Here is a 25633-nt window from a genome sequence, read left to right as displayed (position 1 = left end):
GTCCTCCGGGCGTCCTTGGACTCAGGGGGTGGGCGATGGCGAAGCGGACTCCGAGGACGTTGGCGCGTTGGGGTCCACGACCGTGGTCGTCCGCTTGTCGATCTGATTCCCTTGCTGGTCGTACAGGGTCACGCAGACGGTGTGCGGGCTGATCGCCGGCGACTCGGTGTCCGGGTTGAAATTGAAGTCGAGCGGTTGTGCGCCGTTCGGGGGCACGTTGACCGGCTGGGAGGGTGGAGTGGCCTGTTGGGTACGCGTTTCGCTGGTGCAGTCGGCCACGCGGACGGTGCCGACGAAGGCGTCGGTGGCCGAGTGGTTCTCCACGGTCAGGTGGACGTCGTCCGGCCAGGTGCCGGAGAAGTTGTCGGAGATACGACCAGCGGTGTTGAACCCACCACCATCATCTCCGCCTCCGGTTGTGCTTCCTCCGCCGGTACTGCCCGTCGCGGTTGCTGACCCGGTGTCCGTGCCCGTCGCCGTCGCCGTTGCCGCGGTCGTCGTCGGCCCGGGCGTTGACGTCCCCGACGAACAGCCGGCCAGAACGGCGAACCCCACGACCGCGGCGGCCGCCGTCGCGAAGGCCCTTAGTGTGGTCGAGATCCCGGTTCCGGTACGATCCATCCCGCCATCGTGCCCAACTGAATGACCACTGGCGTGTCACCGTTGCCCTCGGCGGAGGAGATCGACCCGTACGGAGCAGGGCCGGCGATGGTTTGGCGGGCGGTCGCCGTGTCGACATTGCGCAAGGCCGCAACGCTGAATGCCGCCATCGCATGCAGCCTCGCGCGCAGAAGTTCTGATGCCGAGGCACTGGCAGCGGCTCAAGCACTCACGCGCCGCCCCACCCAGCAGCCACCCCGTCGAGAGGGCCGGACGCTCCATCAGCTTGCGTGAGCGTCGGGTCAGCTCCCGCGCGAGGGCTCCTCTCGGCAGACGCTCGGGAGGGCCCCCGCCCCTCCAGCCTACGGCGTTCGGCTGAGCGGGACCCGAGCGCAATGACCGGCGCCGCGCGCAAGTCGGCAGGCGGATCACGCGGTCCCGCAGCGCCGGGTACCAGGAGCGGCGGTGTTGCCCGGTCACCTGTGCTGAAGGCCTGCAGGCCTGCTGGGCACCTGGGTTGAAGTGGCGACAGGCGCAGCACCGAGTGCGATCATCTCGGATGACCAGATGACCAGATGACCGGACGTCACCGATGAAGACGAAGGGGATTCGCTGCCCGTGGGAACCACGGGGACTGATGCCAGGTCATATATGGCCGGTGCAGTGTGACCTGTTGGCTGGGAGCCAGCCGGCGAGGGCGCCGGCCGAGCCGATTCGAGATCCACGATGTGGAGGACCGCAGCGCTTTCCGGCTGCGATTCAACGAGGGAGTACATACGTGCGTGTAACGCGAAGGTTCCTTCTGCCGGCTGCGGCAGCGGTCCTGCTCACCCTGATCGCGCCAGGGGAAGGTCAAGGCGCCACCCCCGGACCGGAGTTCCATGCCGCGACGACTGCCGCCGCTGCGGCGACGGCCGGCGTCGCCGCGGCGGACGCCGGCGCTGACTCGAGTGCCGCGTCGCTGGCCTACTGGACGCCGCAGCGGATGCGGAAGGCGACTCCGCTCGATGCCTTGCCTGCCCCCGACCGCCACGCCGCCGCATCGAGGCCCGCGGTCGCCGAGGTTCCCCCGTCCGTTCCGCCGCTTCCGGCGGAGCATGCGGCGAGCGGCCTGGCCAGGCCGTCGCAGCACGCGATCTACGCGTCCGCCGCGGCTGGTCGGGCGTTCTTCCACAATCCCCGGACCGGAGGCGACTACTCCTGTTCGGCGAGTGCGCTCAACAGCCCCTCCCGGCAGATGGTCGTCACCGCGGCCCACTGCGTTCACGGGGGACGCGGCGGCACGTGGATGACGAAGTGGGTGTACGTGCCGGACTACTACAACGGTTCGGTACCCTACGGTGTCTTCGCAGCGAAGTCCTTCCGCACCTTCCAGGCGTGGCTCACGTACAGCACCGCCGCCCGTGATGTCGCGATGGTGACCACGTGGCCGAACAACGGCAGGAAACTGGTCAACGTCACCGGGGGCAACGGCATCACCTGGAATGGCAGCCGCACCTCGCCCGTGTACGTGCTGGGCTACCCGGACAACTTCTACCGGGGTGAGATACAGATGTACTGCAGCGGCTGGACGAGCCCCGAGTGGGGCACCAGCAGGTTGCAGATCCGTTGCCGGTACGGTCACGGCTCCAGCGGCGGACCCTGGCTGCGCTGGTACAACACCGGCACCGGCCTCGGCTACGTCGACGGTGTCACCAGCACCGGCAGCCTGACCACGGGGTGGGATCAGAGCCCCTACTTCGACGCTTACGTCGCCGGTCTGTACCGGGCACAGGGCTCACTGACCTGATCACCCAAGCGCGGCAGCGCGGCGGTGCGAGGCGGGCGGGCGTTCCGCCGGAGCCTCGCCCGTCGCCGCGCCTCCCCGGCGTCGAACGGCGGGTCACAACCGCACCGTCCGACGCGGCCCGATGAGCTTCGCTGGATCGGCCAGCCGCCCGATCGCCGAACTGACAAGGGCTCCCCACTTGCCGCTCCACCCGTGGCCCGGGAGCGAGGGGATCACGAGCTCGAGGGCGTCGGACGCCTTCCCGCCGTGACTGACCGGATCCACGAGCGGGTCGATCACCTTGATGAACTCCATCACCGACCCCGGCCAGCCGTGCGTCATGATGCACGGAGTCGCCCCTTCGACAGGCGAGCGGACGCGCAGGAAGTGGATGTCGACCCCGTCGATGGTCGTCGTGAACTGCTCGTAGCGGTTCAGCTGATCGGCGACGCGCTGCATCTGGTAGGACCGCCCCCAGTACCCGGCAAGCTCCTGCACGTAGGCCAGCGGGATCCCCATGGACCAGTCGTCGACGGGCTCCCTCTCCGGCCATCGCGTCCGCGCCAGCCGCTCGCGGAGGTCGTCGATCACCGCGTCGTGGGACGTGAAGATGCGGCGCGGCGCTGAGGGAAGAGCCGCTGGAGGTGCCCTTCTCGAGGTGCCGCAGTCGGCCGGTCGCCAGGGGATCCCTTCGGACGCTCAGTACGGCGAGGGCTGGTTGAAGATGACGGTCAGGCTGGTGATCCTGCCGTCGCGGATGGCGAAGTAGCTGGTCATGACCAGCACCTCGGGCAGGTTGGTCTTGTCGTAGTCGCCGTCGTACTTGGCGCGCACGATGATGTCGCCGTGGTGGTCGATGACCTCGCGGACCTCCATGGTGACGTGGTCGCCGACGAACTCCTTGTCCATGAACCTGCGGATCGCGTCGGCGCCCCAGATTTCGCGCCGGTTGTCGTTGACGTAGGCGTCTGGCGCGAAGGTCGCCACGATCCGTTCGGTGTCGAACGCGTTGACCGCGGCGATGTGCTCGGCCACGACGGCGGGGAGGTCGGTTGTCACGCTGGACATGGCGGGGATCCTCTCTATCAGCCGGAAGGCTGTCGTGATGACCGGCTGACCGGCCTGAGTCGGTCTGCTACCTCCGATGCTCACCGCTCCAGCCAGGTGAGGGTCAAGGCCGCGATGTCGCATTGACCCTCACACAACGGGAGGGTTGAGAATGAGCAGATGAGCCACGCGCTGACGATCGGCGACTTCTCCAAGGCGACGCACCTGAGCATCCGAACGCTCCGGCACTACCACCAGATCGGACTGCTGGAGCCGACCGACGTCGACCCGGACACCGGCTACCGCCGTTACGCGACCGAGCAGATCCCAGCAGCCCAGGTGATCCGCCGGTTCCGGGCCCTTGACATGCCGCTGGACGACATCCAGGCCGTACTGTCCGCGCCTGACCTGCGGACGCGTGACCACCTCATCGCGGCCCACCTCGCCCGAATGGAGGACGGCCTGGCCCGGACCCAGCAGGCCGTGGCGTCCCTGCGCGACCTGCTCGAGCACGGGACCGCGCCGGCGGCGATCGGGCACCGCAGCGTGCAGGCGACGCCCGCCGCGGCGATCAGCGAGGACGTCGGCGTGGCCGACGCCCTGCTCTGGTACCAGGGCGCGCTGGGAGAACTGCGCGCCACGCTGGCCGCCCAGCGCATCCGAGCCGACGGTCCTGCTGGAGGAATGTTCGCGGACGAGCTGTTCGGTGACGAGTACGGCCGGGCGACGGTCTTCCTTCCATGCGATGGGCGGGTCCGACCGATGGGGCGCGTCACGCCGTCGACCGTGCCCGCCGCAGAGCTGGCCACCATCATCCATACGGGTCCGCACGACGAGATCGACCGCGCGTACGGGACCCTCGCCGCCCACGTCGCCGAGCACGAACTGGCTGTCGACGGGCCGCTGCGCGAGTACTACCTGATCGGCCCTGGCGACACCGCCGACGAGAGCGCCTGGCGGACCGAGATCGGCTGGCCTGTCTTCGCCACCGGGACCACCGGCTAGCACCCCGACGACTCAGGGGCCCACCGGACGCCGCCGGGCCCCGCCGCGGCGTGCCCTCACCCAGCAGGCTGCAGACCGGCTGGCCCGGCGTCCCGGAAAGATCTTCAAAGAAATCCGGGAGGCGGTGTCGGATCGGGGCGGTGGTGTTCGTAGCAGGGGTGAGGCCGTCCACCAGGGGAGGCGCCAGGGCAAAGGAGCCGCGATCATGAAGCTTACGACCATGACGCAGGTCACCATCGACGGAGTGATGCAGGGAAATGGCGGCGCGTCGGATGACCGCAGGAACGGATTCGAGCGCGGCGGATGGGCCCGGGGGAAGGGCGACGAGGAGACCAGGACGTTCATCACGCAGACCTACCAGCGCGCCGAGGCGTTCCTGTTCGGTCGGCGCACCTACGAGTTGTTCGCCGGCTCCTGGGGATCAATCGACCAGATGCGCGCACATCCCATCGGCGTGGCCTTGAACGAGGCTCCGAAGTACGTTGCCTCGACCACGCTCACCGCGCCGCGTTGGGCGGACACGACCGTTCTCCGCGGTGACCTCGCGGCGGCTGTCAGCGAGCTGAAGGCCAAGCCCGGGGGCGAACTGCAGGTGCACGGCAGTGGCGCCCTGACCAGGTGGCTGCTGGAGAACGATCTGGTCGACGAGATGACTCTGATCGTGGTCCCGGTGATCCTCGGCCAGGGCGCGAGACTGTTCCCGGAGACCGGTCCGGATCTTGCGCTCGACCTGGTCGAGTCGCGGGTCGACGCGAATGGCGTGTCGATCCAGGTCCACCGGCCGGCCGGGCGCCCGCGGTATGCAACGGCTTGAAGTCCCTGACCACCAAAGCACGCTGTCTTGACACCAGAGGAGATGATCTTCAGATGCAGTACCTGATTTCCGTGATCGATGACAAGAGCAATCCCGGCAGCACGGACAGGCAGCCCGCCATCAGCGCGTTCAACGAACGACTGATTGCCGAGGGCAACTGGGTTTTCGCGGGCGGACTCGCGGACACCGACACGGCAACGGTCATCGACAACCGGGGCGAGCAGGCGGTGTTCACCGACGGGCCTTTCGTGGAGTCGAAGGAGTATCTCGCCGGCGTCTGGGTGTGGGAGGCCCCCGATCTGGATGTGGCGCTCAAGCTCGCCGCCGAGGCGTCGAAGGTCTGCGACCGGAAGATCGAGGTGCGGCCGTTCCAGTGAGCGACGTCGAGCAGGCGATCACCCGGGCCCACCACGAGGAGTGGGCTCGGGTGGTCGCCGCCCTGACCAGGCGCTTCGGTGACCTCGACATCGCCGAGGAGGCGGCCGCCGAGGCGTTCGCGGCCGCCGTGCGGCGGTGGCCGGCCGACGGTGTGCCTCCCAACCCCGGCGCCTGGCTGACCACCACTGCCAACCGCAAGGCCATCGACCGGATCCGCCGCGAGAACAAGCGCGACGACAAGCACAGGGAGGCTCGGATGGTGTACGACGACGACCCGCCCGAGCCTGTCGGCGCCATCGACGACGATCGGCTCCGGCTGATCTTCACCTGCTGTCACCCGGCGCTGGCGATGCAGACCCGGGTGGCGCTGACGCTGCGCATGGTCGGCGGTCTGACCGTGCCCGAGATCGCCCGTGCCTACCTGGTGGCCGAGACCGCCATGGAGCGGCGGATCACCCGCGCGAAGGCCAAGATCAAGGCGGCCCGCATCCCCTATCGGGTTCCCTCCGTGGAGGATCTCCCGGCACGCGTGTCCGGCGTGCTCGCCGTCCTGTTCTTGGTGTTCAACGAGGGCTACCTGGCGACCGGCCGCGACACCGATCCGCTTCGTCACGACCTGACCGCCGAGGCGATCCGGCTCACTCGCCTGATCCGTGCGCTCCTGCCGGAGGACGGTGAGGTGGCCGGGCTGCTGGCGCTGATGCTCCTCACCGAGGCCCGCCGCACCGCCCGGGTCTCGGCCGGCGGCGAACTGGTCGCGCTCGACGAGCAGGACCGTGGGGCCTGGGACGTGGCGCTGATCGCCGAGGGTCACCGGCTGGTGCGCGAGCGCCTCGCCGCTGCCGCCGCCGGGGTGGCTCCGGGTCGCTACCAGATCCTCGCGGCGATCAACGCCGTGCACACCTCCGCCCGCGACATGCGCGACACCGACTGGTCGCAGGTCCTCGCCCTCTACGACCGGCTCGTCCGCCTCGACCCCTCGCCGATCATCGCCCTCAACCGGGCCATCGCGGTCGCTGAGCTCGACGGCCCGGAGGTGGCCCTGGCAGCCGTCGACCGTCTCGAGCACAGCTTGGCCGGCTATCACGCCTACCACGCCACCCGCGCCGACCTGCTGCGCCGGCTGGGCCGCAGTCAGCAGTCGCGCGCGGCATACGACAGAGCCATCGAACTGGCGGGCAACACCGCCGAGACCGCCTACCTGACCCGCCGCCGCGACCAACTGCGCTAGCGCCCGCGGGTCCCTACGCCAACAGCGGCACGCCACGCACAACCGCCGAGGACTGCTCTCGCGCGTCCTCGGCGCCTGACGGTGGGCTGCGGCTCCTTCGGCCCGGGTTTCGTTCGTCCGGGCGGCCTAGTTGTCTCTTTCGGGTGGTTCACGGACGTGGTGCGCGTGTGGACCGATCCGCACCGGGGGTGGCCCCGAAGGTGAGGGGGATGCCCGTGATGGTGCGGGTTGATGTGGACAGAGATGGGGCGTGATGGGCCAGGAGCGCATCGATACCCGGTTGCTCGCGGAGCTGACCGAGCAGTCGCAGGACCTCAACAGTGACGCGTTGCGGATCACGCGTGGGGCGATCGAGGAGTACGCCGAGCAGGCGGCTCCGCGTCGCTGGTGGCAGCGTGGCGGAACGGTCGCCGCCCTGGCAGGGGGTGCGGTGCCGCTGGGCACGGGCAAGGCTGCGGCCGCGAGTGGCAGCACTGACGACGTGATGGCGTTGCAGACCGCGGCGTCGCTCGAGAACCTCGCCGTGAGCGTCTACACGACCGCGGCCGAGCTGCCGTTCATCAAGGACGGCAACAAGGCCGTGGCCGCGTTCATCGCGAAGACGACCAGTCAGCACACCGCGCACGCACAGGCGTTCAACGCGGCCGCGACCCAGGCCGGCGGGAAGGCGCAGAACAACCCGGACCCGAAGTACGCGGCGATCGTGAAGCAGACGCTGCCGTCGATCAAGAGCCCGGCGGATGTGGTGAAGCTCGCGATCACGCTGGAGGATGTGGCCGCGCAGACCTACACCAAGAACGTCTCGCAGGTCTCCGACCCGCAGCTGCGCAAGCTCTTCGCCTCGGTGGCGCCGGTGGAGGCACAGCACCGCGCCACGCTGCTGGCGGTGCAGGCGCTGCTCGCCGGGGGACATCCGGAGCTGATCACCATCCCGGTCGACCCGTCCAAGCTGCCCGCGGCTGCCGGCAGCGTCGGGTTCCCCGACGCCTTCTACCCGACCAAGGACGCCTCGCCGATCAGCGAAGGAGCTGTGCAGTGAGCGAGACCCGTGGCGGCTGGGAGCTGCCCATCGGCGAGCACGAACTCATCCGGCTCACAAAGGACCTCGACGAGGCCCACCGCACCTACCTGCCCGCCATGAACGCGTCCGCGGCGGATTTGACCGAGCAGATCCGCGACCGGCGCGCCGCCTTGGCCCGCGACGATGCTGCCTTGTTCCCGCAGGCGTCACGGCGCCGCTTCCTGCTCGGTGCGGGCGGTGCGGCCGCGGCCTTCGCTCTGGCCGCCTGCTCCAGTTCTTCGACGAAGAACAGTGTCGGCTTCGGGTCTGGGGCCAGCGGTCTGCCGGTGGCCGCGTCGGCCTCGTCGAGCGGCATGTACACCGGGGACCTGCAGGTCGTCGCGCTCGCCACGGCTTTGGAGAACCAGGCTGTGGGCGCGTACGCCGCTGCTCTCGCTGCGGCGAAGGCCGGGAAGCTCGGCACCGTCCCTGCGGCGGTCGGCACCTTCGCCGAGACTGCGATGAGTCAGCACGCGGACCACGCCAAAGCCTGGAACGCCGTGCTCACCGGCGCGGGGAAGCCCGCGATCACGGGTGTGCCGCTGTCCAACCAGCCCGCGACCCTCAGGGCGCTCGGCGCGGCCACGGACGTGGGTGCGGTGGCCAAGCTCGCTCTGCAGCTGGAGCAGCAGGCCGCGGAGACGTACCTGTTCGCGACCTACAACGTGACCAGTCCGGCCGGGATCGCGACGGCTGCCACGATCGCGCCGGTCGAGGCGATGCACGCGGCGATCCTCAACTTCGTCCTGGGCCAGTACCCGGTGCCGGACGACTTCCTGCCCGTGGACAAGGCGGCCTCCCCGAGCCTGCTCATGTTCACCCCCGCCACGAGCGCAGGCACGAATGCGCCGAGCCCCCAGTCCTCAGCCGCGCAGCCCTCCGGGGCGGCGCAGATCACCATCAGCAACTTCGCGTTCCAGCCCACCGACCTGACCGTGGCCCCAGGCGCGACCGTGACGGTGATCAACAACGACGCCACCGCGCACACCGTCACCGCGAGCACCGGAGGCGGGTTCGACACCGGCCACATCAACGCCGGCGCCTCGGCGACGTTCACCGCGCCGACCAAACCGGGCAGCTACCCCTACATCTGCACCATCCACCAGTTCATGCACGGCACCCTCACGGTGCGCTGAGGAGACGTCACGGCGACTGCTCGCTTGATCTGCGGGTCGCCGTGACTGTCGGACCGGCCGCGACGTCGCCGTCCACGTTTGCCTCGCGGACAGTATGATCCGTCCCGCTACCAGGCGGCCCACGCTGCGCGGGGTAGCCCGTGATCAACTCGCCGCGCGGGTCGCCCACGTCACACACGTGACGGCAGGGTGGCGCCGCCGGCCCCGCAGGGTCGTCAGGTCAGGGGTGGCTTCCGGTCCGACACGGAGGGAAGCCGGCGGGTCGCGCGGGCGCGCACCCCGACCGCGATGCGGGCGACCAGGCACAGCACCCCGGTGCCACCGACCGTGATGGCGGGTATGAAGACGCTGAGCGGGTCATCGGGGTAGCGGCCGAGGAAGAGCACCAGCCCGCCCTCCACCAGTGCGATCGTGACCACGGTCAGCACCGCTCCCGTGTTCACCCACCGGGCCGCGACGGCGTCGACGGCCCGGGGGCGCAACTGCCACCACATGCCCAGGCAGGCGAGCCCGCAGATCCCGATGAACCCGCCGATGGCGGTGAACCTCCCCAGCGGGGCGGAGACCACGAGCGCGCTCGCCGCCGGGACGGCGACCGCGGCGGCGCTCAGCATGCCGACGCGGAACACGGAGTCCGGAACCGCCCCTTGAGTGACCATGCCCGCATTCTGGCAGGTGGTCAGACGCCAAGCGCCAGGCCACTTCGGGCTCGGTCCATCGGCGCCCGCCCCCGGTGGCAGCGCCCACATCAGCTGAGCGGCATGCGCCCGGCTCAGTCTCCGGCGCCGCCTCGGGCATGCCCATGTGCGGGTGCCGGCCGGGTGTGATCACCCAGCCGGCCCGCAGTCCGATTTCAGTGACTCGGAAGCAGGTCGACGTTGCCGTCGAACTGCCACAGCGGGTTCGGCGTCGGCTTTCCGTCGTTGATGATCAGGAAGTAGCCGTTCACCTGGATCGGGCCGTCGCCGTCGGCGATGTACCGGCCGTTCGGGTTGACGTCGACCTGGTAGACGGCCTGGGCCATGACGCCGGCGCCGGGGGCACCCCAGAAGACCGTGCAGCGCCAGTCGTTCCCCGGCCCCTCCTGCGCGCCGAGCCCGTCGCTCTTGCTGCACACCGCGGAGGTCTTGAACTGCGTCGGGTCGACCGCCGGTTGGCGCATCTGCGCCTGCTGGTACGGGAAGAGGTTGGCGAACGCCGTGGCCATCGACCGCTGGACCTTGTCCTGGGTGATGCCGGAGCCACCGCCCCCTGTGCCGATGGCGACGACGCCGACCGTCGCGACCAGCACGCCGACCAGGGGGAGGAGACCCACCGTCAGCGCGCGGCGTCCGGCGCCGTCGTTGCTCAGGTTCGTGAAGTCCCGGCGGACGAACAGCGCATACGCCAGCGCCGTCGCGACGACGGCCCAGACCAGGCTGACGCCGATGCCGATGAGCAGGGGCCCTGGCTGCTGGGGAGCGGTGAACAGGCCGTTCCAGGAGATGAAGGCGTAGCCGGGCAGCGCCAGGCGCACCGCGACCGGTAGCGGCAGCATCTGGGCCACCTGCATGCCGAGGGCGGCGATCATGGGCAGGAGCAGGCCCATCGGGGAGCGGCCCAGGGCGACGGAGCCGAGCAGGCCGATGGCGGCCAGGGCGAGCGTCGGTGCCAGCACGCAGATCCAGGCGAGGAGCACCTGGCCGGCCGCGTCCCCGCCGGTGAGCAGATGGCCGTCCAGTCCGATCAGCGGCTGGTTCCCCTCCGCGAGTAGACCGCCGAGGATGCCGGAGACGGCCAGGCCGGCCACCAGCAGACCGATCACGCTGACGCTGGCGATCGCCTTGGCGGCGAAGATCCGTCGGTGCGAGCGGACGGTGATCAGCACATGGCGCCAGGTGCCCAGCCGGTCCTCGGACGCGAACACGTCGCCGGCGACCACGGAGGTGACCAGTGGCAGCGCCCAGGTGCCGGCGAGGCCGAGCACCACCAGGGACCCGGCCCAGCCGGTGGCGTGCATCGAGCGGCCGAAGAGGGTGTCGGACGGCAGGGTGCTCTGCTGGTCGATCGCGAAGACGAGCAGGCCCGGGCCGAGCCAGCAGAGCAGGAGCAGCAGGCGTACCCGCCACGCGGAGAGCTGCTTGACCAGCTCGAAGCGGAGGACGCGGGCGACCGGGACGGGGCGTCGCGCACCCTTCGAACCGGGCTCGGCCCTGGTGGCCGGGGCGTCGGCGAGGGTCGCGGTCATCGGCGGGCCTCCGGCTCGGTGGCGGCGGGCTGCTCGGTCGGGGCGGGTTGCTCTGTGGGGACTGCCTGCTCGGTCAAAGACAGGAAGGCCGCTTCCAGCGGCGAGACGACGGGGGCGAGTTCGCGCACGGCGAGGTCCGCGCGCACGATCCGCGCCACCAGTTCGTCCAGAGCCGCCACCCGGGCGCGGACGACGAGAACGTCGCCGTCCGGGCGCGCCGGGGCGTCGGCGCCTTCCACGAGGTCGATCCCGGGCGTCTCGGCCGCCAGAGCGCGGGCGGCGGACGGGTCCGAGGCGCGCAGCAGGTAGTCGAGTTCGCGGGTGTCGTCGGTGAGCTTCTTCAGCGGGCCGGAGAAGACCACGCGCCCGGAGGACAGGATGGTGACCTCGGAGCAGAGCGCCTCCAGGTCGTCCATCCGGTGGCTGGACAGGACGACCGTGGTGCCCTCGGCGGCGAGCCGGCGCAGGACCGTGTGCACCTGCCTCTTACCGGCCGGGTCCAGGCCGTTGGACGGTTCGTCGAGCACCAGCAGTCGCGGCTTGGTCAGCATCGCGGCGGCCAGTCCGAGCCGCTGCCGCATGCCCAGGGAGAAGCCGCGGACCTTGGTGTCGGCGGCGTGGGCGAGGCCGACCTGTTCCAGCGCCTCGTCGACGTCCCCCGTGACCGCGTCGTCCGGACGCAGCGCGACGATCGTCGCCAGGTTCTGCCTCGCAGTCAGCGTGGGATAGAGGCCTGGGCCGTCGACGAAACCGGAGACACCGTCAGGCGCGTCGAGCCCGCGTCCGACCGGAGCGCCGAGGATCTCCAGACTTCCCTCGTCGGCGACCGCCAGTCCGAGCAGGAGACCCAGCAGCGTGGTCTTGCCGGCACCGTTCGGGCCGACCAGACCGTGGATCTGACCCTGCGCCACATTCACATCGACCTGGTCGAGCGCGACGACGTCACCGAAGACCTTGGTGATGCCGTGGCCCCTCACTGCGGTGGTCGTTTCCATCCGTTCCTTCCTCAGCTAGCAATCACGTGGGCCCCCGTCCCTTGAGGGGACGGGGGCTTGATACGGGATGTTCGTTGTTCAGCTCACGTTGATCGCCGTGTCGTCGAGCACGAAGGAGGTCTGCTTGGTGTAGTCCTCCGCGCCGATGAACTTCAGCGTGACGGTCTGGCCCGCGTAGCCGGCCAGGCTGAAGCTGTGCTGCGCGTAACCGGTGTTGTGGTCGAGGTTGGAGTAGGTGTGCAGGGTCGTCAGCACCGTGCCGGCGCTGTTGAGGACCTGCACCTTGAGGGTGTCGTACGCCGTGGTGGTGGATGTCTCCGCCGTGTCCACGTGCAGCCAGAAGCTGAGCTGCGCCGTGGTGCAGCCGGTCGGCAGGGTCACCGTCTGCGACAGGGTGTCGGTGTGGGTGGTCCCGTAGCCGTCCAGCCACGCGTCCCAGCTGCCGGAGTGCGGCGGCTCGGTGGAGGAGTTGCTGATGACGCCCGAGGTCGCGGACCACGGCGAGGCCGTGCCGGTCTCGAAGCCGGGGTTGCCGAGCAGCTGCTGCGGTGTGCAGCTGGGGTTCGGCACGGTCGCGCTTGCCTCGGTGCTCTGCGCGCCCTCGCCGATGGCGTTCACGGCGCTGACCTTGTAGTAGTAGGTCTGACCGGCGGTCAGACCGCTGTCGGTGCAGGAGGTCACCGCGCCCAGACCGCTGCAGCCGCCGCTGGTCAGCAGCGTCTCGTTGCCGCTGGCGGTGCCGCGGTAGACCTTGTACGAGGTGATGGTCTCGCCGCCGCTGTTGGCCGGCGGCGTCCAGTTCAGCGCGACCTGCCCGGTTCCGGCCGTCCCGGTGAGGCCCGTGGGCGCGCCAGGTGCCGTCGCGGCGATCGGGGCGGCCGTGATGCTCACCGTGGAGGACGCGGTGTTGGCGGGCGAGGCGCTGTCGGTGACGGTCAGCGTCGCGGTGTAGGTGCCCGCGGTGCCGTAGCTGTGCGTCGGGTTCTGGGACGTGCTGGTGGTCCCGTCGCCGAAGTTCCAGCTGTAGCTGTACGCCGGAGTGCCGCCGGTGCCGGTGCCGGTGAAGGAGACGTTGAGCGGCACCTGGCCGGAGGTCGGCGTGGCCGAGGCGGTGGCCGCCAGCGGGTTGCCGACCGCGTTGACCGTGGTCGTCACCTGGGACGTCGCGGTGTTGGCAGGCGAGGCGCTGTCGGTGACGGTCAGCGTCGCGGTGTAGGTGCCCGCGGCGGTGTAGGTGTGGCTCGGGTTCTGGGTCGTGCTGGTGGACCCGTCGCCGAAGTTCCAGCTGTACGTGTACGGGGCCGTGCCGCCGGTGGCCGATCCGGTGAAGTTCTCCGTCAGCGGCGCGTTACCGGTGGTCGGGGACCCGGTGGCGCTCGCGGACAGGGGGGTCGCCCCCTGGACCCAGAAGTCCTCGAGCGGGTCGCCGAGGGCCGCCTGGTCCGCGGTCGTCATCGGGAACGTGGACGCGCCCAGGTTGTTGTTCGGGTCGATGACGCCGGAGTGCACGTTCTGCATCGTGCGTTCCATCGCCGCCAGCACGTTGGCCGTGTTGTACGCCACGTGCGAGACGTAGTGCTGCTTGACGTAGGCCGGGTTACCGATGACGAGCAGCGGCACGCGGTAGGTGTTGCTGACGTGGTCCGGACCGTTGCTGCCGTTCTGGGTGTCGTCCTCGGTGACGACGATCAGGGTGTTGTCCTTGTACGTCGGGTTCGTCATGATCGAGCTGACGATGTTGTTCGTCGCCGTGTCGTTGCCGGCGATGTCCTGGTAGGTGCCGGGGTGGTCGTTGAACAGCTCGACGTAGTTGTACGACGGCATCCCGTTCTGGCTGATGAAGTTGAGGTAGTCGCTGGAGATCGTGCTGTCGGGGAGGCTCTGGTTCAGGCAGGTGTACTCGTTGGTGTGCAGCTCTTCGGGGATGGTCGTGCCCGGACGGTTCGGCGGCAGGACCTCGACCTTGCCGTCAGCCGGGTTCTTCCAGTATCCGCTGCCGCTGTTGAGCATCCAGTAGATGTCGCCGTTCATGATGAACGAGTACGGACTGGTGCCGCTGCTGGCGCCGGACGGAGCCGTACAGGCGTTGGTGCCCTCGTCCGTGGGGCCCTTGGAGCTCTGCAGGAAGCGGTCGAACTGCGTGCCGTTCGACGGGTACGACTGCTGCTGGCTGCTCGACGAGGACTGGCCCGAGAAGAGGAACCAGTGGTTGGGGCCGGAGGGCGGCTGAACGCCGGTGCTGTACGAGTCGGACAGCGAGTAGGTCTTCGCGAGCTGGTGCAGGTTGGGCACGGAGCTGATGTGGTTGGTGCTCTGCGTCACGCCGTTGCAGCCGGCGGCGATCGTGGTGGCGCAGTCGCCCAGGTAGTCGTCGAAGGTGTGGTTCTCGCGATAGATGATCACGAAGTGCTGGAACGGCGGGAAGTACGGCGCCGTCGGGTTCACCGCCGCGGTGGGCACTCCCACGACGGCCTGATGGCCGGCGACCGTCCGCACGACGCTCTTGTTGGCGATCTTGAAGTTCTTGGGCTGCCGGAACTTCGCGAACTCCACGCCCGGCGCGGCGAACTTCGCACCGGTGCAGTCGAAGTCGTCCGGCTTGTAGCTCTGCGGACGGTGGCCGACCGGCAGGTTCTTGGCGTTCGCCGGGCTCGTCGCCGGGTTGTAGCCTCTCAGCGTGCACGAACCGACACCCGTCGCAGGGTGGGCGGCGTCGGCGATCCCGATGCCCTGAGCCACCCCCTCCGCCCCGCCGACCAGTACGGCGACGCTGGCGAGTCCGGCTATCCACAGTCTCGATCTCTTCATCGGCACTCCCGTGTCGAGTCGTTGTCTACGCGCGTGTACACAACCACTACGGGATTGTGACGACAGGTCAAGGTCACGACAAGTGGGCATGGTTGATCCACTTATCCGGCCATCGAATGTTCGTCGCGCGTTGCCCTGCGCTCCGCTCATTGGGGGTCTTGACGGCCGGCGCCCGCGCCTCGTCGCAGCGATCTTCCGCCTCCGGCGGCTGCTGTGTCCCTGGTGCATCGCGATCGGGTGCGCGGCGGGGGTTCGAGGCGCGAGTCGCCTGGCAGGGGCCAGTTCATCGTGACAGCCTGATTCCACAGGCGGCACGGAACACCGGTACGCAGGGCGGTCGGTCGCGAGATGTCCGACGCTCACCTCCGGGCCAAGCTGTGAGAGTGCCTATGCGCCGACAACCCTGGTGGCCGTGATGAATGCGAGCGACAGCACGAGCGCCGCGCCCGGCGGCGAGGACCGACCGGTTCTTGCGGTCCGTGGGCGCCGTCTGTTCGACGGTGCTCGCCTGCTCCCCGGCGAGAACGCCACCGTGCTGATCAGGGCGGACCTGATCGTCGGTATCGACACCATCGGTGCGCCGCTGCCGGACGGGGCCGTGCTGCACGATCTGGGCCAGGTCACCCTGCTGCCCGGTCTGATCGACACGCACACGCACCTGGTCTTCGACGCGAGCGAGCAGGCGGCCGCGCACGTCCAGTCCGCGAACGACGAGGACCTGTTGGCGCACATGCGCACGGCCGCGGGTGCCATGCTGTCGGCCGGGATCACCACGGCCCGTGACCTCGGCGACCGCGGCTACCTCTCCTTGGCCGTCCGCGATGACACCGCGGCGGATGCGTTGGCGGGACCGCGGCTCCTGACTGCCGGCCCGCCGTTGACGCCGACCGGCGGCCACTGCTGGTTCCTGGGCGGGCAGGCGGACGGAGCCGATGGACTGGTCCGGGCGGTCCGCGAGCGGGCCTCCCGTGGTACGGACCTGATCAAGGTGATGGTGACCGGCGGCCGGATGACGCCGACCACGCTGCCGCACGAGTCCCAGTACACCCTGGCGGAACTGCGAGCCGTGGTTGACCAGGCACACGGCTTGGGCCTGCGGATCGCCGCCCATGTCCACGGCCGTCAGGGCATTCTCGACGCGCTCACGGCGGGCTTCGACACCCTCGAACACGTCAGCTTCATGACAGCGGAGGGATTCGCCCCCGACCCGGCGGTCATCGACGCCATCGCGGAGGCAGGCGCCATCGTCTCGGTCACCGCGGGAGTCCTGCCCACGTACACGCCACCACCGGGCTCCCCGGGCGCGATGCTCAGGCGGTTCATGCCGAAGATGCTGGCGCACATCAAGAACATGCAGGAGCGGGGCGTGCGGCTGACCCTGGGTCCCGACGGCGGGATCGGCCCCGGCAAGCCCCACACCGTCCTGCCCCACGCCATCACCGACCTGTCGGCCGCGGGCATCAGCACGACCGAGCTACTCGCGGCCGCCACCAGCACCGCCGCCGAGGCATGCGGGATCGGAAGCGAGGTCGGCCGCCTCCAGCCGGGCCACCGAGCCGACATCCTCGCCGTCGCCGGCAATCCCGTCGCCGATGCCGAAGCCATCCACCGCGTGGTTGCGGTGTACCGCAGGGGCCGACGAGCGTGCTGAGGCCAGCAGGTGCATCCGGGACCGCACTGCTCTGACCGGTCTGTCGGCTTGAAGGACGCTTACGGCCTTCACGGTCAGCGGGTGCACGCTGTCACTTGCTGCGCTCTCGAGCTCTCCGTGACGCCCTTCCGGCCGTATCTCCGCCGAGCCGCTGATTGAGGCCTCCGTTGACCTCAAGATTGGTTGAGGTCCTACCGTTCTCTCATGAGCATGGAGACCACAGCCTGGATGCAGCTGCACAGCGTCATGAACGCCCAGCAGGAACGCCGCCCTTTCGCTCGGGCGACGCTGCGCCGTATCGCCGCCTTCGCCCGTCCGCATCGCCGCCGCATCTGGCAGTTCGTGGTGCTCAGCGTGGCGACCGCGCTGCTCGCCGTCGCCACGCCGGTGCTCGCGGGGCGCGTCGTCGACGCGATCGTGTCCGGCGGCGACAAGAGCACCGTCGTACGCCTTGCCCTGCTCATCGCTCTGATCGCGCTCGCTGAGGCGGCGCTCGGGATACTCGGCCGCTGGCTGTCGTCGACCCTCGGCGAGGGACTCATCCTGGATCTGCGGACGGCTGTGTTCGATCATGTGCAGCGCATGCCGGTCGCGTTTTTCACACGTACGCGAACGGGCGCGCTGGTCAGCCGACTCAACAATGACGTGATCGGCGCGCAGCGGGCCTTCAGCAACACCCTCTCGGGCGTGGTGAGCAACATCGTGACGCTGCTGCTCACCCTCGCTGTGATGCTCACCCTGTCCTGGCAGATCACGCTGCTCGCGCTGGCGTTGCTGCCGGTGTTCGTGATCCCCGCGCGGCGGACGGGCAGCAGGATGGCGAAGCTCCAGCGCGAGGCTGCCAACCTCAACGCCTCGATGGGCACCCGGATGACCGAACGGTTCTCGGCGCCGGGCGCCACCCTGGTCAAGCTCTTCGGGCGGCCCGAGGAGGAGTCCGTCGAGTTCGCGGCGCGGGCCCGGCGGGTGCGGGACATCGGCGTCCGTACGGCGATGGCGCAGTCGGTGTTCATCACGGCGCTCACGCTCGTCTCCGCGCTCGCGCTCGCCCTCGTGTACGGGCTCGGCGGCTGGTTCGCGCTGCGCGGCAGCCTGGCGCCGGGCGCCGTTGTGTCGCTCGCTCTGCTGCTGACTCGCCTGTACGCGCCGCTCACCTCGCTCGCGGGGGCGCGCGTCGAGGTCATGAGCGCCCTCGTCAGCTTCGAGCGCGTTTTTGAGGTGCTCGACCTCAAGCCGCTCATCGAGGAGAAGCCCGACGCCCGCGACGTCCCGCAGGGCCCGGCCTCGGTGGAGTTCGACGACGTCCGCTTCGGCTACCCCTCCGCGGACAAGGTCTCCCTCGCCTCACTGGAGGAGGTCGCCGCCCTGGACACGCGCGACGGCGACGAGGTCCTGCACGGCATCTCCTTCCGCGCCGAACCCGGCCAGACCGTGGCCCTCGTCGGCTCGTCCGGCGCGGGCAAGTCGACCATCGCTCAGCTCCTGCCGCGGCTGTACGACACCGACCAGGGCGCCGTACGCATCGGGGGCGTCGATGTGCGCGACCTGAGCGCCGAGTCGATGCGGGCGACCCTCGGCATGGTCACGCAGGACGGGCACCTCTTCCACGACTCCGTACGGGAGAACCTGCTGCTCGCCCGGCCCGCGGCCACGGAGGACGAACTGTGGGACGTGCTGCGGCGGGCCCGCCTCGAAGACCTCGTGCGCTCGCTGCCCGACGGCCTGGACACCGTGGTCGGCGAGCGCGGCTACCGGCTCTCCGGCGGCGAGCGGCAGCGCATGACGATCGCCCGGCTGCTGCTGGCCCGCCAGCGCGTCGTCATCCTCGACGAGGCCACGGCCCATCTGGACAACACCTCGGAGGCGGCCGTGCAGGAGGCCCTCACGGAGGCCCTGGAGGGCCGGACCGCCCTCGTCATCGCCCACCGGCTGTCGACCGTGCGGGCCGCCGACGTGATCCTCGTCGTCGAGGCCGGACGGATCGTGGAGCGAGGCACGCACGAGGAGTTGCTGGCGGCGGAGGGCCGCTACGCCGAGCTGTACCGCACCCAGTTCACGAAGCACCCGGCAGACCATGCGGAGATCGCGGCGGCGGGGGAGACGGCGGCTCAGCTCAGGTAGCTTCGGCGCCGTTGGGACGCGCCGGACGGGCGGCTCAGCCCCGCGGCGTGATGGAATCCAGCACTGCGATCATGGCCTCGGCGGTCTGCTGATTGCAGCGGCCGAGGTCGATCAGGGGCTGGTTGGCCACCGGATGGTCCGCGCGCAGCGACGGCAGGGTGATGCCATGCCGGCCGAGCGACGATTTGAGCTGCGCCACCAGCTTGTCGGACAAGCGGTTGACGTCGATGTCGGACGGTTTGGCAACAGGCATGCCAGAACTCTCCAGCCCTTCGAGCGACAGGGGTTCGTGTGGTGACCTCAGCATGCCCGCGCTCGAACACTGCTGACACCGAGTACAACGGGATTGGCATGTGCCGATTCGCCCTCCGCTTCGCGCGGAGGGCCGGGCGGCTGCGGGGTGGTCCGCCGGACGGCGTCATGAGTTCGCTTGGTCGTCACTCGATGTAACGAAAAGGGGTGTCACTGTGCGAACCGCGCATCGCTCTGCCTGACCATCAGCCGCGAGGTGGGCGATCTGCTGCGCGGAGGAGAGGTCGGATGGACGGACTCGGAACAATCACGTCGATCGGGATCGGACGATACTGTGCCACGCTTCGAGGCAACAGGAGACGCTGCGCGGGGCTGCTCGCTGCCGTGCTGCTGATCATGCCGATCACGGTCGCCCTGCCGGGATCCGCTGCGGCGTTGGGCAAGCGGATCGGAGCAGAGATCGGCGCGCAGCCCCGGACCGGGCACCCGCTGTTCGCGCCGAAGACCGACTACCCCGTGGGCAAGAACCCGACCGCTGTGGTGGCCGCCGACCTCGCCTGCCACGGCCGCGCCGACCTGGCGGTCACCAACGGCGCCGACGGCACGGTGTCGGTGCTGCTGGCCAACCCGGACGGCACCTTCCAGCCGCAGCGGACCTACGCCACCGGCCTGGGCCCGAGCGCGATCGCGGCCGGGGACCTCACCGGCAACGGAAGACTCGACCTGGTGATCACCAACCAGGGCACCGGCGGCCATGACGACAACACCGTCTCCGTGCTGCTCGGCAACGGCGACGGGACCTTCCAGCCCCAGCGAACCTTCTTCACCGGAGCCAACCCGGACGCCGTGGCACTCGGCGACTTCACCGGCTCAGGGAAGCTGGACCTGGCCGTCGCCAATGTCGGCGACGACACCGTCTCGATCCTGCGAGGCAACGGCGACGGTACCTTCCAGGCCCCGCAGACCTATCCCACCGGTACCAACTCCAATCCCGCCTCGATCGCGGTGGGCGACTTCACCGGCAACGGCGTCCAGGACCTCGCGGTCGCCGACGACGGTATCGGCAAGGTCTCGGTCTTCCTGGGCAACGGTGACGGCACCTTCCAGCCCCAGCGGCTCTACCCCGCCGGCGTCGTCCCGATCTCGGTGGCAGCGGCGGACCTGACCGGCAACGGCCACCTCGACCTGGTGCTCGCCGACGAGGGCGACGGCCAGGTGCACGTCCTGCGCGGCAACGGCGACGGCAGCTTCCAGCCGCCTCGTGACTACCCGGCCGGGAGCGGCTCGCACTCGGTCGCGGTGGCCGACTTCACCGGCGACGGCAGCCTGGACCTGGCCGTGGCGAACGGCGCCAACGCGGTGGCGGTACTGCGTGGCAACGGCGACGGCACCTTCCAGCCCGCGCAGTCCTACCCGACCGGAGCCGGCCACTACTCGACCGGCGACACCGTGGCGGTCGGCGACTTCAAGGGCAACGGCCGAGCCGACCTCGCCGTCGCCAACGCCCTCGACGGCACCGTCTCGGTCCTGCTCAACACGCGCCGGAACGAGGACTGCGACCCACCTGGGCACGCCGACGGTTCGCAGGCGACACATGTCGGACACGCCGGACGCCGCGCGCACGGCTCTGAACGGATCTGACCCGTCCCAGCCCCGCGGCGGCGGACCCGATCACCCTGGACGCCTGGCGTCCGCCGGCTTCGGGCCGCCGCGAACGACAAGAACCCGAAACCGAACAGCGGCTTGCGCCGGATCGACGACAACGAATGGGAGCGCGTCATGGCAACACCAGCGACAATGGCCGGGACGCTCACCGTCGCAGGGCGAACCGTGCCGCGGATGGGCTTCGGGGCCATGCAACTTCGCGCTGCCCGACCCGAGGCTGCCCTGGCCGTGCTGCGAAGGTCCCTCGAGCTCGGTGTCCGCGTGATCGACACCGCCTGGTACTACGGCGACGACGTCGTCAACCGGTACATCGCCGAAGCGCTGCAGCCCTACCCGGCGGACCTCGTCCTGGCCACCAAGGCAGGCGCCCGCGTGACCCACAAAGGCCACTCGCCGAAGCCCGACTACAGCCCTGAGCAGTTGCGGGCCGGTATCGACCGCGACCGGAGCGTACTCGGACTGGAATCCATCCCGCTCACTCACCTGAGATGGTCCGGAGGGGACGTGGTCGACGGCGTGTCGTTCGACGACGCATTCGGCACGATGCTGGCGATGCGCGAAGAGGGCCGGATCGGGCACGTCGGACTGTCCAACGTCACCCTCGACCAGCTGCGCCGGGCACACGCGCGCGGCCCGGTCGCCAGCGTGTCGAACGTGTTCAGCTACGGCAGCCAGGGCGATACGCCGACACTGGAGTTCTGCACGGAGCACCGAATTCCGTACCTGCCGTTCGGACCGCTCGGCTACGGCGCAACCGACACCCCTCCGGCTCGACCGGGCCAGACAGTCGCGCAGGCTCAGCTCGCCTGGCTGCTCGCCCGCTCCCCGGTCACCGTCGTGATCGCAGGCACCAGCAACGTCGAACACCTCGAGGAGAACATCGAGGCAGGTGCATTCACCGCACAGGACTCTCGATGAGGCGTAGCGAACGCCGCCGACGCCCTCTTGACGCTCGGCATTGGTCTGGACCACTGTGTGGGGGTCGCCGCGGCAGCACCCCCACATGTTCCTCTGCAGCGCGTATTTCGCGCTGCCCATGTCCAGGAGGGCACGCTCATGAGGCGCGTCACCTTGCACTTCGCTGCGGCTGCCGCGATGGCCGCAGCGTCACTGCTGGTTCCGGCAGCAGCCCACGCCGGCACCGGGCTGACCGGGCTGATGGCGAACTTCGCCGTCACCCAGACCTGGTCGAGCGGCTTCGAGGGTGACTACACCGTCACCAACAACAGCAACCAGACCGTCAAAACCTGGTCGCTGACCTTCACCCTCCCCGCAGGCGAAGCGGTCACCAGCGCCTGGAACGGCACGCTCAGCCAGTCCGGGAACACCTACACCATCACCTCGCCGAGCTGGGCCTCCCCGCTCGCCCCCGGTGCCAGCGCGAGCGCCGTCGGCATGGACATCTCCACCGGCGCCACCCAGACCCAGCCGACCAACTGCACCATCAACGGCCTGCCCTGTCAGGGCGAACCAGCCGACACCACCCCGCCGTCCACCCCCGCGGGCCTCACCGTCACCGGCACCGGGCCCGGCAGCATCGCCCTGTCCTGGACGGCGTCCACCGACAATGTCGGCGTCACCGGCTACAACGTGAACGAGGGCGGATCCGTCGTCGCGACCACGACGGGGACCACGGCGAACGTCACCGGACTGCTGGGCGGAAGCAGCCACACGTTCACCGTCACCGCCTTCGACGCGGCCGGTAACGTCTCCGCGGCCTCCAATGCGGTCACGGCCGCGGCCGGCAGCGGCACCGCCCCCGGCGTCGGGGCCCCGTACGTCGACATGGGCGCCTACCCGACGCCCAGCCTGCCCTCGATCGTCGCGGCGAGCGGGCTCAAGCAGCTCTCACTCGCGTTCATCGTCAACGGCAGCACCCCGTGCACGGCCAGCTGGTTCGGCGCCTACAACGTGTCGACTGGCTGGGACGCGGCCGACATCGCGGCGGTCCGGGCGGCCGGCGGCGACGTCCGGCCGTCCTTCGGCGGCGAGAACGGCACCGAACTGGCCCAGTCCTGCACCACCGTGGCGAGCCTCGCCGCGCAGTACCAGCTGGCGGTCACCACCTACGCGCTGGATCGGATCGACTTCGATATCGAGGGCGCGGCGGTGGCCGACCACGCCTCGATCGACCGCAGGTCCGCCGCGATCGCCCAGGTGCAGGCCGCACAGCGAGCCAAGGGCCGGGATCTGAAGGTCACCCTGACGCTTCCGGTGCTGCCCAGCGGACTGACCGCCGACGGTCTCTACGCTTTGCAGTCCGCGAAGTCGGCGGGTGTGGTGGTGGACGCCGTCAACGTGATGGCCATGGACTTCGGGGACTCGACCGCGCCGAACCCGGCCGGCCGAATGGGCACGTACGCCATCGACGCGGCGACGGCCACCCAGACCCAGATCAAGCAGGTCTGGCCGGTCCTGACCAACGCCCAGGCCTGGGCCATGGTCGGAGTCACCCCGATGATCGGTCAGAACGACCAGTCCGACGAGGTCTTCGGCCTCGCCGACGCACAGCAGCTGATCACCTTCGCCGAGCAGAACCACCTCGGCGAACTGGCCTTCTGGGAGGTTGGCCGGGACGCCAACGCCTGCACCGGCGCGCTGTCGAGCTGCACCGACATCACCCAGACGCCGTACGAGTTCTCCAAGATGCTCGCGGCCTACACCGGCTGAGGCCGGGCAGGCAGCGTCCGGTGCGCGGCTGCCAGCCAGCCGCGCACCGGCCAGGAGCGGGGCGCGGAGGCCCGGTTGGCCGGGGCAAGGCAGACCAAGGCCGAGCCGGCGTCCGAGTTCAGAGCGTGACCGTGGCCCGGAAGATCGTCGTCTCGCTGCCGTCACGGGAGGCCGTCACGGCTGGGCTGCCCGCGGCGATGAAACAGGACTCACCCGGGGACAGCGTCAGTCTCTCGCCGGCAGCGTCGATCAGCACTGCACGCCCCTCCGTACACAACAGAATCTGCGGGGTGTCTGTCGGCAACGGCCAACTGCCGAGGCGGTAGCGGGAGAGCCGGAACTCGTCGATCGGCGCCACGTACAGTTCCTCGCCCGGATGGTCCGCCACCGGTACGGGCCGGATCACAGCCGGATCGGTCGCCCTGAACTCCACCACTCGCAACAGCTCGGGCACGTCGATGTGCTTGGGGGTCAGTCCGGCGCGCAGCACGTTGTCCGAGTTGGCCATCAACTCCACGCCCAGTCCTCGGAAGTACGCATGCGGGACGCCCGCTCCCAGGTAGACCGCTTCTCCCGCGCCCAGTGTCACGTGGTTGAGCAACAGGGCGGAGAGCAGGCCCGGGTCTGCCGGGTAATGGTCGGCCAGGGCGGCGTAGTCGCGCAGCACGACAGCGTCCGGCGGGGCGGGGCTTTCGGCGGCGAGGCGCAACAGCGCGTCGCGGGTATGGGCAACCAGGTCCACGACGGCATCCTGGGCCAGGGTCAGTACCAGGGTGAGCGCCTCGCGCAGGGCATCCGGCGCGCGCTCGGCGCGAAGCGCCTCGATCACTCCGGACAACCCGGGGACGGCGAGCCGTTCCAGCAGCCGCGCCGTCTGCTCCGGTGCCCGGAACCCGCACACGCCGGTGAACTCGGACAGCGCGCAGAGGAGCTCCGGCTTGTGGTTGGGGTCCTTGTAGTTGCGCCGGCGTGCTTCCAGCGGGACTCCGATGGCCTCCTCGGCGGCGAAGCCGGCCCTGGCCCGGTCCACGTCCGGATGCACCTGCACCGACAACGGTTCCTCCGCCGCCAGGACCTTGAACAGGAACGGCAGTGTCGACCCGAACCGTGCGACGGTGTGCGCGCCGAGCTCGCCCTGCGGGTCCGCTGCGATCACCTGGGCCAGGGAGCGCCCGCCGCTGCCGCGGTCGATGCCGGAGGGCGCCCCGGGATGCGCGCCCATCCACAGCTCGGCCTGCGGCCGGCCGCTCGGCTCGACCCCGAGCAGCGCCGGGATCGCTGTATGCGACCCCCAGGCATAGGGACGGACGGCGTTCTCCAGGCGGTCCATGCGCTTTCAGGTCCTAATCCTTGAGTAGCGGCTCCGGTTGGCCCTCTCTGAGGGGCCGACCGGACTGTCGATGAGGTGGGTTCGTGGCCGCCTCGTGGGCACCGGGCTGACTCCTGTTGGTTCCCGGTCCCGTGAGACCTCCTGAAAGAGCGGTGGCGCCCGGTGTCTTCGGGCCGCTGCGAAACTCACCGGCCTGTGCCGAACGTTGATCGTTGTGGTGTGAGTCCGCCGCACGGTGACCCCCTCCAACTCCGCGAGCCGTTCGAGCTCTGACCGAGACCGGGGCCCGCGCGGTGCGCTGGTGCCGCGAACGGCTAGTGAGATGGCGGACCGTCGAGTCCTGGGATTAGGTCGCCGCGTGGCCCGAACGGGCTTGTCACCTGCGCAAACGCACAATGAGAGGGGAACGGTTTGTCTGTGTTCTGCGGGATCGACTGGGCTGAGTCGCATCACGACGTGGCCTTGGTCGACCAGGACGGCCAGCTGCTGGCCAAGCGCCGCATCAGCGACGACCTCGCCGGCTACCGGCTGCCGCTGGACCTGCTCGCCGAGCACGGCGACAGCCCCGAGACGCCGATACCAGTGGCTATCGAGACCGCAAGCGGCCTGCTCGTGGCCGTCCTGCGCACCAGCGAGCGGACGATCTTCGCAATCAACCCGCTCGCCGCTGCCCGCTACCGTGACCGCCACGGTGTCAGCCGCAAGAAGTCCGACCCCGGTGACGCCCTGGTCCTGGCCAACATCCTGCGCACTGACATGCACGCCCACCGGCCGCTGCCCGACGACAGCGAGCTGGCCCGTGCGATCACCGTGCTGGCCCGCGCCCAGCAGGACGCGGTCTGGGCCCGCCAGCAAGTCGCCAACCAGGTCCGCTC

General features: G+C 69.8%; 22 protein-coding genes. 13 read left to right on the top strand and 9 right to left on the bottom strand.

Translation table 11 applies throughout. The features are described 5' to 3' along the window. Positions 1–21: 21 nt before the first annotated feature. Positions 22–621, bottom strand: a complete 600-nt coding sequence (locus ABIA32_RS02305; RefSeq protein ID WP_370092018.1) for a hypothetical protein — start codon at positions 619–621, stop codon at positions 22–24. A gap of 757 nt (positions 622–1378) precedes the next feature. On the opposite strand from ABIA32_RS02305, the gene ABIA32_RS02300 reads away from it, so the two are divergent. After that, entirely contained in the window at positions 1379–2389 is a 1011-nt protein-coding gene (locus tag ABIA32_RS02300) for a serine protease (protein ID WP_370092017.1), read from the top strand. Between the two features lie 93 nt (positions 2390–2482). Here the strand turns inward: ABIA32_RS02300 and ABIA32_RS02295 are convergent, their stop codons facing one another. Next, entirely contained in the window at positions 2483–2959 is a 477-nt protein-coding gene (locus ABIA32_RS02295) for an epoxide hydrolase family protein (RefSeq protein ID WP_370092016.1), read from the bottom strand. Positions 2960–3067: 108 nt separating this feature from the next. Then, a complete protein-coding gene (locus ABIA32_RS02290) occupies positions 3068–3436 on the bottom strand; it encodes a nuclear transport factor 2 family protein (RefSeq protein WP_370092014.1) in 369 nt (122 codons plus the stop codon). Between the two features lie 159 nt (positions 3437–3595). On the opposite strand from ABIA32_RS02290, the gene ABIA32_RS02285 reads away from it, so the two are divergent. The 6 genes from ABIA32_RS02285 to ABIA32_RS02260 all read left to right on the top strand — a co-directional run bounded on the left by ABIA32_RS02285 (position 3596) and on the right by ABIA32_RS02260 (position 9039). Beyond that, positions 3596–4420 carry a MerR family transcriptional regulator gene (locus tag ABIA32_RS02285; RefSeq protein ID WP_370092013.1) on the top strand — a complete coding sequence of 275 codons (825 nt, stop codon included), beginning with the start codon at positions 3596–3598 and terminating at the stop codon, positions 4418–4420. A gap of 205 nt (positions 4421–4625) precedes the next feature. Then, positions 4626–5234, top strand: coding sequence for a dihydrofolate reductase family protein (locus ABIA32_RS02280; RefSeq protein ID WP_370092012.1), 609 nt, complete (start codon positions 4626–4628; stop codon positions 5232–5234). After that, positions 5231–5611: a YciI family protein gene (locus tag ABIA32_RS02275; RefSeq protein WP_370092011.1), complete on the top strand. Its 381-nt coding sequence runs from the start codon at positions 5231–5233 to the stop codon at positions 5609–5611. The genes ABIA32_RS02280 and ABIA32_RS02275 overlap by 4 nt, the downstream gene beginning before the upstream one ends. Then, positions 5608–6843: an RNA polymerase sigma factor gene (locus ABIA32_RS02270; protein ID WP_370092009.1), complete on the top strand. Its 1236-nt coding sequence runs from the start codon at positions 5608–5610 to the stop codon at positions 6841–6843. The genes ABIA32_RS02275 and ABIA32_RS02270 overlap by 4 nt, the downstream gene beginning before the upstream one ends. 253 nt (positions 6844–7096) lie before the next feature. Beyond that, complete coding sequence (locus ABIA32_RS02265) at positions 7097–7882, top strand: ferritin-like domain-containing protein (protein ID WP_370092008.1); 786 nt, start codon at positions 7097–7099, stop codon at positions 7880–7882. After that, on the top strand, positions 7879–9039 hold the full coding sequence (locus ABIA32_RS02260) for a ferritin-like domain-containing protein (RefSeq protein WP_370092007.1): 1161 nt from the start codon (positions 7879–7881) through the stop codon (positions 9037–9039). Before ABIA32_RS02265 ends, ABIA32_RS02260 begins: the two co-directional genes overlap by 4 nt. 215 nt (positions 9040–9254) lie before the next feature. Here the strand turns inward: ABIA32_RS02260 and ABIA32_RS02255 are convergent, their stop codons facing one another. From ABIA32_RS02255 to ABIA32_RS02240, 4 genes are all read right to left on the bottom strand, one after another. Further along, positions 9255–9698, bottom strand: a complete 444-nt coding sequence (locus ABIA32_RS02255; RefSeq protein ID WP_370092005.1) for a hypothetical protein — start codon at positions 9696–9698, stop codon at positions 9255–9257. A gap of 194 nt (positions 9699–9892) precedes the next feature. Further along, entirely contained in the window at positions 9893–11266 is a 1374-nt protein-coding gene (locus tag ABIA32_RS02250; protein WP_370092004.1) for an ABC transporter permease, read from the bottom strand. Next, entirely contained in the window at positions 11263–12261 is a 999-nt protein-coding gene (locus tag ABIA32_RS02245) for an ABC transporter ATP-binding protein (RefSeq protein ID WP_370092002.1), read from the bottom strand. The genes ABIA32_RS02250 and ABIA32_RS02245 overlap by 4 nt, the downstream gene beginning before the upstream one ends. Positions 12262–12339: 78 nt before the next feature. After that, on the bottom strand, positions 12340–15069 hold the full coding sequence (locus ABIA32_RS02240; RefSeq protein ID WP_370092001.1) for a PKD domain-containing protein: 2730 nt from the start codon (positions 15067–15069) through the stop codon (positions 12340–12342). A gap of 415 nt (positions 15070–15484) precedes the next feature. On the opposite strand from ABIA32_RS02240, the gene ABIA32_RS02235 reads away from it, so the two are divergent. Together ABIA32_RS02235 and ABIA32_RS02230 are read left to right on the top strand one after the other, a co-directional pair. Beyond that, the gene (locus tag ABIA32_RS02235; RefSeq protein ID WP_370092441.1) at positions 15485–16720 is read left to right on the top strand and encodes an amidohydrolase family protein; all 1236 of its coding nucleotides are present in this window, start codon (positions 15485–15487) and stop codon (positions 16718–16720) included. Positions 16721–16930: 210 nt separating this feature from the next. Then, positions 16931–18841, top strand: coding sequence for an ABC transporter ATP-binding protein (locus ABIA32_RS02230; RefSeq protein ID WP_370092440.1), 1911 nt, complete (start codon positions 16931–16933; stop codon positions 18839–18841). A gap of 34 nt (positions 18842–18875) precedes the next feature. Here the strand turns inward: ABIA32_RS02230 and ABIA32_RS02225 are convergent, their stop codons facing one another. Further along, complete coding sequence (locus tag ABIA32_RS02225; protein WP_370092000.1) at positions 18876–19094, bottom strand: hypothetical protein; 219 nt, start codon at positions 19092–19094, stop codon at positions 18876–18878. A gap of 383 nt (positions 19095–19477) precedes the next feature. Between ABIA32_RS02225 and ABIA32_RS02220 the strand changes: the two genes are divergently transcribed. The 3 genes from ABIA32_RS02220 (at position 19478) to ABIA32_RS02210 (ending at position 23428) form a co-directional block, all read left to right on the top strand. Then, positions 19478–20734, top strand: coding sequence for an FG-GAP repeat domain-containing protein (locus ABIA32_RS02220; protein WP_370091999.1), 1257 nt, complete (start codon positions 19478–19480; stop codon positions 20732–20734). A gap of 138 nt (positions 20735–20872) precedes the next feature. Then, entirely contained in the window at positions 20873–21676 is an 804-nt protein-coding gene (locus ABIA32_RS02215; protein WP_370091998.1) for an aldo/keto reductase, read from the top strand. Positions 21677–21814: 138 nt separating this feature from the next. Beyond that, entirely contained in the window at positions 21815–23428 is a 1614-nt protein-coding gene (locus tag ABIA32_RS02210; protein WP_370091996.1) for a cellulose binding domain-containing protein, read from the top strand. Between the two features lie 118 nt (positions 23429–23546). Here the strand turns inward: ABIA32_RS02210 and manA are convergent, their stop codons facing one another. After that, positions 23547–24758, bottom strand: a complete 1212-nt coding sequence (gene manA, locus ABIA32_RS02205; protein ID WP_370091995.1) for a mannose-6-phosphate isomerase, class I — start codon at positions 24756–24758, stop codon at positions 23547–23549. 411 nt (positions 24759–25169) lie between these two features. Here manA and ABIA32_RS02200 point away from each other — a divergent pair. Then, positions 25170–25633 (top strand): IS110 family transposase (locus tag ABIA32_RS02200; protein WP_370091993.1); only part of this gene is annotated, 464 nt, incomplete at its 3' end.

This window comes from Streptacidiphilus sp. MAP12-20, from assembly GCF_041262525.1.
In the GTDB taxonomy this organism is placed as follows: Bacteria; Actinomycetota; Actinomycetes; order Streptomycetales; family Streptomycetaceae; genus Streptacidiphilus.
This window is presented reverse-complemented; position numbering and strand designations above follow the sequence as displayed.